Consider the following 12,406-nt stretch of genomic DNA (forward strand, 5'->3'; position numbering starts at 1 on the left):
GAGCGGTTCGCTTTTGGAGGATCTATAAATTTTAAGATCTACTCTTACTTTATAGCTTAGCTTTCTTGAAAAGAAAATTAGAAAATAGATCGATAATTTTTACGATCGCCCGAACTTGGCAACTTTGAAAGCTCGGTATTTTTTCGTATTCTATTTTAAAATCGCCCCTTTTTTTTGACGAAACCGCAATCGTTCCCTCGGGGTTGGATAAAATCAGCCCCCCGGAACGGTGTAGCTCCATGAAAACCACACCATTGTTGTTTTTCGGCTCTGGCTTCCCCGTTTTTTCTCTCGGCTCCGTTCGCCTTCCCTGCCAATGTTCGTCACTAGAAATCCAAAAATTAATATTTTTTAGTTTAACTTTTATTGCAACTTTTGAGGAGTGAATGCACTGATGACCGGGAGGGCGATCGGGGGGTTGACAACCGAATGGGGATTGAGAAAACCTCGATTGCGATTCCCGGAACGAAGCGCAGCAAAATCGAGATTTAGCCGACCTCGATCGCGGCAATTGGCATCACATCGAGGGGATAAAATGAGTAAAGAGCTTGTCGATAAGCTGGGGATGGCGCGATCGCCACTGGCGCGAGTGAAGTGGGGATCGGTAGGGATTTAACCGGGAAAAATCGCACGATCGCATTGACGGGAACGTCGGCGATCGAGGGTTGTATTGTGGGGAACGATCCGGCGCGCGATCGCCCGTCGTCGCGAATATCGAAGGGCGATCCTTAAATCCCCTAGGTCGAGCAGAACTGCCGCCCTCGACCCCCGGGAACCCCGCTCAATTTGTCGATTTGCTCAGAACAATCCACCCTGAATCATGCGATCCCCAATCGCGGCGATCGCTCCCTAAAATAGCGCCAAATTGCCTCAAAATCGCCTCCGTTCTTTCAAGAAAAGTGTCGGTAAAGCCACAACCACGCCCAAGTGAGGACGAACGCCAACAGCGCGATCGAGACGGGTAAACCGATCGCGGCGATCCAGGAAAACGCGATCCGCAACGGTTCGACAATCAGCACGATCGCCAGAGACACCCCCGCCAAGATCGCCAGGTCGTATTTTTGGATCGTTCGGGTCGCCTGGGCGAAATAAAGAGCCGATAAAAACAGCAACCAGGCGATCGTTTTCACCGACGGGGGCAGATCGAGACTCGCCAGGACGATCCAGCCCAAACCCGCTTCGTATCCGGTAAACAGGGCGGCGATCTGGATTTCGCGATCGGAAAAACGGCGACGGGAAAGGGGCGACCCGGAAGCGCCGCCCATCGGCGTCGCGGCGGGGGTTGGCGGCGCAGAAACGGCCAAAGCTGGCAGATTGAGGGCGTCGGAGACCTCCCGGACCGACTGGTAGCGTTCGCTGGGAGTAGCGAGCAGGAGGCGATCGAGCAGATCGGCAAATCGAGCTGGTTTGGTGTCCGAACCGGACTGGGGAAGGCGAACGTGCGATCGCCAGTTCCACTGATTGCTGTAAGCGTCGAATAGTTCTTGAGGGTCTTTCCCCGTCAGTAAGACGATGCAGGTGACCGCCAAAGCGTAGAGATCGGTTGCGGGAAACACCGTGCGTCCCGCCATTTGTTCCGGCGGAGCAAATCCCATCGAATAAATCCCCGTAGACTGACCCCCTGCGGAAAGGGTTGCGGTTTGCGCCACTTGCTTGACGGCGCCAAAATCGAGCAGGTAAAGCGGTCCGGCGTTCGAGCGAATGATATTGGACGGTTTAATATCCCGGTGGATGACGTGACGGGTGTGGATGAAGTCGAGAATCGAGAGAATTTCCTCAAAAATGGCGATCGTGTCGGCGAAGGAAAACGACCCTTTGGTTTTTAGTTCTTGTTCGAGGGTGGAGCCGTCGATATATTCTTGAACCAGATAAAAAAACTGCTCCGCCGTTCCCGGCGTTTTCCCGGGGACTTCTAACGGAAAAAAGGCGAATAGATCGGGAATTTGGGGGTGTTGGTTGCCGAGTTGTTCCAGGACGATCGCCTCGCGCTCGAACAGGGTATAGGCGATCGCCAACTGTTCGGGATCCAGGTCTCCGGAGGGCTGAAACTGCTTGACTGCACAGAGACGCATGGCAGGGGTACGGCGATCGCGCGCTAAAAAAGCCGTCCCGAACCCCCCCTGTCCGAGCAACCGCTCGGTTAAATAACGTCCGTCGAGAATTAAAGGCATCCCGCAAGCAGTGCAGTATTTTTGCTGTACCGTTTTCAACGTCGTGCGATCGTCGAGATCGCCAAACTGATTGAGGGGACGGGGACATCCCGGACGAGTGCAGTAAATTTCCATAGACCCTCGTAATAGAAAAGGGAGGCGAGCGACGCCGCCACTCGACTATTTACCCGTGGGGTTGGGCGCTGCACTGCTCACGGTCTCCGATTCTAACGCTGCCGTCGGTTGTTCTACCGGGCCGTCTCCCAAATCTTGGGTCGAAAATTTCGGTAAAATTTCCCGACTGAACGCTTCCGCCGCTTTCGAGCGATAGCGATTGGGATTGTAAATTAACGACAACATCCGTTTGACTACGACTCCCTCGATCGGCGCCCGGTGCAGCACCTCCATTTGCAATTCTTTTTCAATGGCTGAGATCGACACAAATGCCGCCCCCAAACCGGATTGAACCGCATTTTTAATCGCTTCGATCGAATTGAGCTCCATTTCCAATTTCAAACGGCGCGTGTCGATATCGTAGCGCGAAAGCACTTGATCGATGACTTTGCGGATGGTCGATTGCGAATCTAAGGCGATAAATTGCAGTTTGTAAAGATCTTCTTTTTGAATGGTTTCTTGTTTCGCCAGAGAGTGAAATACGGGTAAAATCAGCGCTAATTCATCCTCCGCATAAGCTTTGACTTGGAGGGAATCTTGCAATTCCGGCGGCACTTCCCCACCGACGATCGCCAAATCGATCTGACCGTTCGCCACACTCCACGCGGTCCGCCGGGTAGAGTGAACGTGCAACTGAACCGCCACGTCGGGATAACTCTGTCGGAATAAGCCGATCATGCGCGGCAGCAAGTAGGTTCCGGTAGTTTGGGAGGCTCCCACAATTAAGGTTCCCCCTTGCAAATTCTGTAAATCTTCGATCGCCCGGCAGGTTTCCTGACACAGGGTCAGAATTTTTTCGCCGTAACTGAGTAACAGGTGACCCGCTTCGGTCAGTTGGGCCCGCCGTCCCCCTCGATCGAACAGTGGCACATCCAACTGGCGTTCTAAATTTTGAACCTGCAGACTCACCGCAGGCTGGGAAACGTATAAACTATCGGCAGCGCGTTTAAAGCTCCCTTCAGCAGCGATGGCTTTGAGGATGCGTAGCTGATCTAAGGTGAAAGGTAGATCGGACATATTGCTAAACCTGAAAGGGGCAACGAGTCGAGTTCCAACAAACGGATGAAACGGGTTGGGATGCGGTTGTTAGACTGTGCTGCGTTCCGGTTTAGGGTGACCTTAACCGAAAATGACGATAGCATAACTCGCCACAAGCCTCCCGATCGATACCGTAACGTTGTAGTGCAGTTTACCAAACCCCGCCTGCGTGCCTGGTTTTTCGCCCGTTTCAGGCTCAAGTCGAGGATCGCAAGGACTGGGGGTTGTGTGGGGGAAGCGATCCCCCGATTGCTCCTAATTATCCCTCGATCCCTGCGCGATTGATAAATTATGCAAAATTTTGATATTACCCACACTGAACTGACGGAGATTTGGGGTCGATACGCCAAAGGCGTCGCTTCGCGAACGCACGGATGCAGGTTCGCGTTATTTTAACAATGGGAACGGGAATTCCCCGATTCTACCGAAGGTGAATCGTGGGATGAAAGCGACTCTTCGGCAAATCAGTGATAATCCGATCGTCTGGCTATATCGGCGATAATGTTCAAGGCGTACAAATACCGCATCTATCCAACCCACGAGCAACAAGCGACTTTAGCCAAGAGCTTTGGTTGCTGTCGTTGGTATTGGAACTATGCGTTAAATTTGTGCCAAGAGACTTATCGATCGACCGGAAAAGGTCGATCGAGGGGTTATCTTCAGGGATTATTACCTGCCCTCAAAAAGGAATACCCTTGGCTTAAAGAAGATGTCTATTCCCAATGCTTGCAAGTCGTGGCGTTGAACTTATCAACCGCTTATCGAAACTTCTTTGAGAACCGGGCAAAATTACCCCGATTCAAATCCAAGCAGGGAAGGCAATCTATCAGTTACCCTCAAAATGTTAAGGTTGAGGGAAATTACATCAAACTGCCTAAAGTTGGGTTAGTGCGTTGTCGTCAGCATCGAAGTTTTGAGGGAAAAATCAAAACTGTAACCCTCTCCAAAAATCCAGATGGTAAATATTATGCTTCAGTTTTGGTAGAGGGTAAAAAAGAACCTCCCCTTCTCTCAACTGAAGGAAAAGCCATTGGCATTGATTTAGGGCTGACCGATTTTGCGATTACCAGTGAGGGGTCGAAATATAATAATCCCAAGCATTTTAATAAACACGCGCGAAACCTCAAAAGAAAACAGCAAAAACACGCTCGAAAAAGGAAAGGCAGCAACAACCGCAATAAATCGCGGGTAAAAGTTGCCAAGATTCACGCCAAAATAAGTCGCTGTCGTGAAGATTTTCTCCACAAGCTATCCCGTAAGATAGTGAACGAAAACCAAGTGATTGTGGTCGAGAATCTCAATGTTAAAGGCATGGTTCGCCATCACAAACTCGCCAAAGCGATTAGTGATGTCGGTTGGGGAATGTTTTGTACGATGTTAAAGTACAAGGCTGAATCAGAAGGAAAAGTTTATCTAGAAGTCGATCGATTTTTTCCTTCTTCTAAAACCTGCCATGTATGTCTCAATCAAATCAAAAGCTTGTCTCTTGATGCGAGAAGCTGGACTTGCGAACATTGCCAAACCCATCATGACAGGGATATCAATGCCGCCATCAATCTCAAAAATGAAGGCTTACGGATATTAGAGTTAGGAACTCGCTCTACTGCCCTTGGAGGGGATGTAAGACGAGGTGGTAGAACTTCAGTTCTATCTAGCGCAGTCCCCAGTGAAGAGGGAAGCCGCTATTGTAATCTTTGATTCAATAGCGGTAGTTCACGGTTGACTGTCTGACCGTCGCCGTGTCGCCGTCCTCGATGTCCAAGCTCAAATGTGAACTCTAAAACTCTCCAAATGGCTATCGTTCGCTTAGAAGAAATTACCCGTCAATTCGATCGCGTCAAAGCCATTGAAAATATTAGTTTTGAGGTTCCCGACGGCCAATTCTGGGTCTTGGTCGGGCCGTCCGGTTGCGGTAAATCTACGATTTTACGCACGATCGCCGGGTTGGAATCGGCGACAAGCGGGCGGATTTATATCGATAACTGTCTCGTCAACGACATCCCGGCGCGCGATCGCGACGTGGCGATGGTCTTTCAAAATTACGCCCTCTACCCTCACATGAGTGTGGCGGATAACCTCGCTTTCGGGCTCAAAATGCGTGGGGCCGACCGCCAAACCCAACAACGACAAGTCCAAGCGGTGGCGCGATCGCTCTCCCTAGACCACTTACTCGATCGCCAACCCAAACAACTCTCCGGCGGACAACAGCAACGGGTGGCCCTCGGTCGGGCGATCGCCCGCGAACCGAAGGTGTTCTTACTCGACGAACCCCTCTCCAATCTCGACGCCCAACTGCGCGACGATACCCGCGCCGAACTCAAGCAACTGCACCAACGCCTCGGAATTACGACGATTTACGTCACCCACGACCAAATCGAAGCGATGACTCTCGCCGATCGCATCGTGATTCTCGATGGCGGTCGCATTCAGCAAATCGGCGACCCGCAAACGGTCTACACTCAACCCGCGAATCGCATGGTGGCAACGTTTATCGGCAATCCGCCGATGAATATTTTCAGCGCGACTTACCATGAGGGACAGTTCACGATCGCCGGACAGACGATGCCTTGTCCTGCTGCCCTTCGCCGCGCGATCGCCCCGTCTCCCGGTCAGACGTTCGATCTGGGTCTGCGTCCGGAGGCGATCGCGATCGGTTCTCCCCAGTCTTCTCCCCCAGGCGATCCGCCAGAGGCGTCCCTAAGCGCAAGGCGCACGCTGCGCGAACGCGAACGCGCGCTGTTGACGGCGATCGTCGAATTGGTCGAACCCCTCGGACGCGAAACGTTAATGCGTCTGACGTTCCCCGGAAGTCCCACCCCCTTCGCCGCGATCGCCCCGGGACGGGTACAATCCCAACCGGGCGATCGCCTCACGGTCAGCTTTGACGGCGATCGCCTGTTTGTCTTCGACCGTGCTACCGGAAGCACGCTCTATCCCGCTTGAACCCCTTGCCATTGCGCCAATTCACCGGGGGCGATCGCCCCGCGTTCGGTGACGATCGCCGCAATCAAGGACGCTGGCGTCACGTCGAAGGCGGGATTGTAATAGTCCACTCCCCTTTCCGGGGTCAGCCGCGTGCTGCCAATTTGATATAATTCCGCCGGATCGCGCTCTTCGATCGGGATTTCCCGACCACTGGCGAGTTCAAAATCCACGGTCGAAAACGGCGCCGCTACGAAAAAGGGGATCCCGTGCGCTTGGGCGGCGATCGCCAACTGATAGGTCCCAATTTTATTCGCCGTATCCCCATTGGCGGCAATGCGATCGGCGCCTACCACCACCGCATCGACCATCCCGCGATTCATGCAGTGGGCCGCCATCCCTTCGGCAATGACCGTCACCGGGATCCCTTCTTGCACGCACTCCCACGCCGTCAATTTCGCCCCTTGCAAGCGGGGACGGGTTTCGTCCGCATACAGGCGTTCTAAGCGTCCGGCGATCCACGCCGATCTCACCACTCCCAACGCCGTACCGTAGCCCGCCGTGGCTAAGGCGCCTGCATTGCAGTGGGTCAGCAAGCGCAGTTTTTCCGGGGTTTTCGGCAACGCATTTAACCCGTGTTCGCCGATCGCCCGACAGGTTTGTAAGTCTTCCGCCTGAATGGTTTGCGCGGTTTCGAGTAACACCCCTTTGAGATGGTCTACCGATCCTAATGTCCCTCGGGCCGTTTTGAGCATCCGCGCGATCGCCCAAAATAGATTCACCGCCGTCGGTCGCGTTTGACGCAAGGTTTCGGCGACCGTTTCGAGTTCGCTTAAAAACTGCTGGCGGTCGGTCGTGGCGATCTCCCGGGCGCCCAAATAGATCCCGTAAGCCGCCGCTACCCCGATCGCCGGGGCGCCGCGCACGATCATCGTTTGAATCGCTGCCGCCATATCTTGATAATGGCAAATTTCGACGACGCTATATTCTTGGGGTAAGCGGGTTTGATCGATGAGTAACACGCGATCGTCGTGCCAAATGACGGGATAAACTGGGTTGGAATTAGACATGATGGCAATTTTAGATTTTAGATTTTAGATTGCTTTAAATGGAACCTTTCTCTAATCGATTGCAAGAACGCGATCCATTGCCGTTTTAATAAGGGTAGAATTCCTTGAGTGGCTTTTTCAAATTTATATTCAAATAAAATATCGAGAGCATTTTCTACGTTCATCGATCCGATATAACTAACTCCGCGATCGATCGCGCGATCGTCGTACTCGAAATAAACTTTTTTAGCAATTCTCTCGGAAATTTGCCAACGTCTCAAAAAATAATTCCTCAATTCTTTTCGATACGGTTCAAATTCCCCGATCTCCCCTTCTACATATTGACCGATATAGCGAGCCGCTACTTCTCCAGCGAGCATCGCATAGCGAATTCCTTCGCCCCCCAAAAAGTTAAATGTCGATACCGAATCGCCAACGGCGATCGTATTGTCTCGATAATAAACATCTTGCAAACCCAGGCTATAATATAATGTCGAACCGTGAACGTCAATTAATTGATAATTGTCTTCTAAATTTAAGTAGTTTTTAGTAATTAAATGAATTCGATTTTTAAATTGACTTTCAACTGGGGCGATCGCGTGCTTTCCATAATACCGAGCTACCCCAAGCTTTAACCGATTTTCCTCCATCGGAAAAACCCAAGAATAGCCCTGGGGCATCCACTTGGAACCCAAAAAAAACACTAATTCTTTATCTAATTTTCGATAAGATTCCGGTTCCACTTCAATTAAATATTCGATGCCACTCGCTTTTGAAAAAGAGGGGCGATTTCTCTTTTGGGGATACATTACGGCCCTCGCCGAACCCGTTGCATCGACGAGCACCTTCGTTTTAACCCGGGTCGGTTCGGTGGTTCCTTTGCGCTTAAACTCGGCGATCGTTGCTCCGTTCTCTCGATACTGTTTAAAATAGCGATAACCCATCCAGACTTCGCTACCCGCTTCAGTCACTTCGTCGGCGAGAAATTGGCGCAGTTTGGCAAAATCGAAGACGACGCCTAACGGTTCGGGTGAAGTCCACGTTTTGCGCGCATTGGAACTGACAATCGTTAATTTATCCCAAACATTGCCGATCGTTTGTTCGGGTAAATCGAATAATTCTAAAGTTTTTAAAGGGGTTGCCGCACTCGAAAAGTTATTGATTTCAAAACTAGAATGTTGTTCGGCGAGTAACACCCGGTAACCATTTTTTGCTAACGTCCGGGCGCAGTGACCCCCGGCTGGTCCGGCGCCGACAACGACGATATCAAAGCTTTGCATCTAGAAATTTTAGAGTTTAGAGTTTAGAGTTTAAAGTTTAGAGTTCGACCTCTTGCATTGTTCAAAAAAATTGCAATACCCCCCTTTTTGAGGGGGGCTTTTTCTAATTTTGCCAGAGGTGCGATCGCTGTAGGGGCGAAAGCGAATCGCCCCTACTTTGACGGGGGACTTGCCTAGCGAACGCTAGAGAGTTGCACTTTAAACGTTTGTAAAACGCGATCGGCCATTTGGGCGGGAGTTAACCCGAGATTGGCCTTGGATTCGTCCGGTTTGGCGTGATCGACGAGAACGTCGGGAACGCCGAGGCGCAATACGGGGGCGAGGACGTTGTTATCGAGTAAAGCTTCGGCGACGGCAGATCCGAAACCGCCCATGATGCAGCCTTCTTCCATGGTCACGACTTTGCCGATGCGTTTGGCGAGGGGCAAAATCAGTTCGGTGTCGAGGGGTTTGACGAAGCGGGCGTTGACGACGGTGGCTTCGATACCATGTTCGCTGAGGATTTCGGCGGTTTGTAAGGCGGGATGTACCATCGATCCGTAGCCCAAAATCAGTACGTCGTCGCCGTTGCGGAGGATTTCGCCTTTACCGATTTCGAGGGGTTCCCAGCCTTCGTCCATCAAGGGGACGCCGTAGCCACTACCTCGGGGGTACCGCATGGCGATCGGGCCGTCAGTATATTCGATTCCGGTGACGAGCATTTGTTGCAATTCGGCTTCGTCTTTGGGGGCCATCAGCACCATGTTGGGGATGCAACGCAGGTAGGCGATGTCATAGAGTCCCTGGTGAGTCGGACCGTCGGCGCCGACGATGCCCGCGCGATCGAGGCAGAAGAAGACGGGCAGTTTTTGAATGCAAATGTCGTGAATGATTTGGTCGTAGGCCCGTTGTAGGAAGGTGGAGTAAATGGCAGCAACCGGGCGCATTCCTTCGCAGGCCATCCCGGCGGCGAGGGTGACGGCGTGTTGTTCGGCGATGCCGACGTCAATATATTGTTTCGGAAGTTTTTCTTGGAGTTTGTTGAGTCCGGTTCCGGTGGCCATGGCGGCGGTGATGCCGACAATTTTGGGGTTGTTTTCGGCGAGTTCGATCAGGGTTTCGGCGAAAACTTTGGAATAGCTGGGGGGTTTGGGTTTGTTGGAGGGGATGGCTTTCCCGGTGGCGAGGTTAAAGGGGCTTTGGGCGTGGTAGCCGACTTGGTCTTTTTCGGCGATCGCGTAACCTTTACCTTTAGTTGTGGCCACGTGAACCAAGACCGGACCGGGGATCTGGTGGGCTTGATTGAAGGTGGTAATCAGTTCTTCGAGGTTATGCCCGTCTACCGGACCGATGTAGGTAAAGCCGAGTTCTTCAAAGACCGCGCCGACTTTGGGGATGGCGAGGCGTTTCATCCCTTCTTTGAGGCGTTCCATTTCCGGGCTGAAGGTGTCGCCGACAAAGGGGAGGTGTTTAAATTGTTCTTCGAGGTTGTCTTTGAGGAATTGCACCGGGGGGCTGAGGCGCATTTTGTTTAAGTAGCGAGGGATGGCGCCGACGTTCGGGGAGATGGACATCTCGTTATCGTTGAGGACGACCATCACGTTGGTGTGGGGGAGGTGTCCGGCATGGTTGATCGCTTCGAGGGCCATGCCTCCGGTGAGGGCGCCATCGCCGATCACGGCAACGCTTTTGAATTGTTCGCCTTTGAGGTCGCGGGCGATCGCCATCCCCAGGGCGGCAGAAATACTGGTGGAGGCGTGACCTGCACCGAAATGGTCGAATTTGTTTTCGCAGCGTTTGAGATATCCGGCCACGCCGTCTTTTTGCCGCAGGGTATGGAAACGATTGTAACGACCCGTCACCATTTTATGCGGGTAGGCTTGGTGACCCACATCCCAAACGACTTTATCGCGATCGAGATCGAGGGTTTGATAGAGTGCGATCGTCAGTTCGACCACACCCAGACCCGGACCGAGGTGACCGCCTGTAGCGGCGACGGTTTCGAGATGCTTTTCCCGAATTTGTCGGGCGATTTGCTCCAGTTGCGGGATCGACAAACCGTGCAACTGGTTGGGATGGGTCAATTCGCTTAGATGCATACGTTTTTACCTAAGTTAGCCAATCGGGGTGTTTTCCAGGAGTACAAGGGCAAGATCTTAAAATAAGATTTGCTGAATCGATTGATAAGTTCGCTTGATTTACTAGGATACAAGACCCATCAGGATCTTTCATCAGTGTAGGCAATCTCAGGCTTTCGGCGAAACCATTCCCCATAAAAATTCCCGATCGCAACAATCGCGCGATCGGGAAACCATTGAGATGAGGGAAATCGACTTGATTACACGAACGAGTTCGCCGAGCTTCGGAAAGCCTCAAACTCGATCCTGGAGAGAACGTCAGCTTACAGCATCTGGCATCGGTTAGCTTTTTTGCAGGTTGCGTTTGCGTCGCATCATCGCCAAACCACTGCCCCCTAACGCCAATCCCAGAATCGAGACGGGTTCGGGAACGGCTTCGGCGCCACCATCGGCACTGCCGACTTTAATTTGATACGCCAAACGGGAGTTACGCGGCATGTTGCTGTCGGTCCAACTCATCAGGGAAGTTCCCGTGAGGGTGAAGCTATCACTGACGCCACTAATTCTCAGGTATTCGACGCCATCATCGGCATTGTCGGCGAGGGACGAACCCAACAAGTCAACGCCGTTTAAAAATAAGTTGCTCAGCAGAATGCTGGTGTCCGCAGTGGCGGCCCGGGTTCGGATGAAAATATCGTTGATGGGATTGCTGTTGGCCGTCGCGTTTAAAGTTTGACCGCCGACGATGTAGGTCACTGCCCGGGTTAAGGCATCGAACGTGAGGGTGAACTCAGTGAGTAAACTATTAGTCCACGTGAAGTTAGCCTGGTCTTGGGTACGGGTGGGGTTGCTCGTATCGACCCCATGAATGTCGAGTTCGTAATCTCCGTTGAAGGCGTTATTGCCAAATCGTCCTTCAGCCACAAAAGAGAGATTGGGGTTTAAATCGTTGAAGTCGTAGTCGTTATCGATCGCCGATAAACTAAAAGCTTGGGCTGCACTCGGAAGCGCCAATAATCCTAATGTAGCGACACTCAAGGAAAACAGGGTTTTGGATAAGTTCATTTTTTCTCTCCAGGAACTGTACGATCGGCTATTACTTCCCCTAAAATCCTGGTGCGATCGGATCCGAGAATCCGATCGCGACTAACTTTTAAATCCAACCCTATTTATAATTTAATTCGTAGAAATTGAATCGACCAGAGCGATCTAAGGATTTCACGAAGTCTTTACAAGAACCTGGGGTTTTCTCGGTTAAATTATGAAGCTCTGGTAAACTTAACCGGGCGATCGCCCCGCCTGCTATTGAGGAAAACTATCGAAAAACCGATTGAAACATGGCTCTCAACTATCGAAAAGTATGGATGGCGATCGCCGTCATCGATTTTGAACCTGTCGTCGAGTTTTATCAAATTTTGCTCGATCGCCCGCCACATCCGTATATTCACGGGGTTTATGCGGAGTTCGAGTTAACTGGAATGCGCTTGGGTATTTTTAAACCAAAATCTACTCATGAATCAGAGTTTGAAACTATCGAAAAAAGTGCGATGAGTTTGTGCTTTGCAGTGGACGATCTCGATGAGGCGATCGGCCAATTGAATGCCTTGGGTTATCCGCCTGTTAGTAAAGTTGAAGAAAGTTCCCACGGGCGCGAAATTTACGCTCGCGACCCCGCAGGCAATCGGTTAATTTTATATGAAGAAATAGGGACTCCCCCCATCGAATACTTGTAAAAT

General features: G+C 51.6%; 9 protein-coding genes. 3 read left to right on the forward strand and 6 right to left on the reverse strand.

The window, feature by feature from the left end; genetic code table 11:
• Nucleotides 1-890: 890 nt before the first annotated feature.
• On the reverse strand, nt 891-2,285 hold the full coding sequence (locus tag JJD41_RS18345) for a serine/threonine-protein kinase (protein WP_200668938.1): 1,395 nt from the start codon (nt 2,283-2,285) through the stop codon (nt 891-893).
• Between the two features lie 45 nt (nt 2,286-2,330).
• Nucleotides 2,331-3,341, reverse strand: coding sequence for a LysR family transcriptional regulator (locus JJD41_RS18350; protein ID WP_200668939.1), 1,011 nt, complete (start codon nt 3,339-3,341; stop codon nt 2,331-2,333).
• A gap of 522 nt (nt 3,342-3,863) precedes the next feature.
• Here JJD41_RS18350 and JJD41_RS18355 point away from each other — a divergent pair.
• Both JJD41_RS18355 and JJD41_RS18360 read left to right on the forward strand, forming a co-directional pair.
• On the forward strand, nt 3,864-5,060 hold the full coding sequence (locus JJD41_RS18355) for an RNA-guided endonuclease TnpB family protein (protein WP_200667598.1): 1,197 nt from the start codon (nt 3,864-3,866) through the stop codon (nt 5,058-5,060).
• Nucleotides 5,061-5,153: 93 nt separating this feature from the next.
• On the forward strand, nt 5,154-6,305 hold the full coding sequence (locus JJD41_RS18360) for an ABC transporter ATP-binding protein (protein ID WP_200668940.1): 1,152 nt from the start codon (nt 5,154-5,156) through the stop codon (nt 6,303-6,305).
• Here the strand turns inward: JJD41_RS18360 and mtnA are convergent.
• The 4 genes from mtnA to JJD41_RS18380 form a co-directional block, all read right to left on the reverse strand.
• A complete protein-coding gene (gene mtnA / locus JJD41_RS18365) occupies nt 6,293-7,354 on the reverse strand; it encodes an S-methyl-5-thioribose-1-phosphate isomerase (protein ID WP_200668941.1) in 1,062 nt (353 codons plus the stop codon). The two genes, JJD41_RS18360 and mtnA, sit on opposite strands and share 13 nt — an antisense overlap.
• A 17-nt stretch (nt 7,355-7,371) precedes the next feature.
• Entirely contained in the window at nt 7,372-8,613 is a 1,242-nt protein-coding gene (locus JJD41_RS18370; protein ID WP_200668942.1) for an NAD(P)/FAD-dependent oxidoreductase, read from the reverse strand.
• Between the two features lie 173 nt (nt 8,614-8,786).
• Complete coding sequence (dxs, locus tag JJD41_RS18375; RefSeq protein ID WP_200668943.1) at nt 8,787-10,691, reverse strand: 1-deoxy-D-xylulose-5-phosphate synthase; 1,905 nt, start codon at nt 10,689-10,691, stop codon at nt 8,787-8,789.
• A 321-nt stretch (nt 10,692-11,012) separates the two neighbouring features.
• Nucleotides 11,013-11,735 (reverse strand): choice-of-anchor W domain-containing protein, encoded by a 723-nt coding sequence (locus tag JJD41_RS18380; protein WP_200668944.1) that lies wholly within the window; start codon nt 11,733-11,735, stop codon nt 11,013-11,015.
• 272 nt (nt 11,736-12,007) lie between these two features.
• Between JJD41_RS18380 and JJD41_RS18385 the strand changes: the two genes are divergently transcribed.
• Nucleotides 12,008-12,403: a VOC family protein gene (locus tag JJD41_RS18385; RefSeq protein ID WP_200668945.1), complete on the forward strand. Its 396-nt coding sequence runs from the start codon at nt 12,008-12,010 to the stop codon at nt 12,401-12,403.
• The last annotated feature ends 3 nt before the right edge of the window (nt 12,404-12,406 follow it).

It is taken from the genome of Oxynema mangrovii CENA135, assembly GCF_016632315.1.
Classification (GTDB): Bacteria; Cyanobacteriota; Cyanobacteriia; order Cyanobacteriales; family Laspinemataceae; genus Oxynema; species Oxynema aestuarii.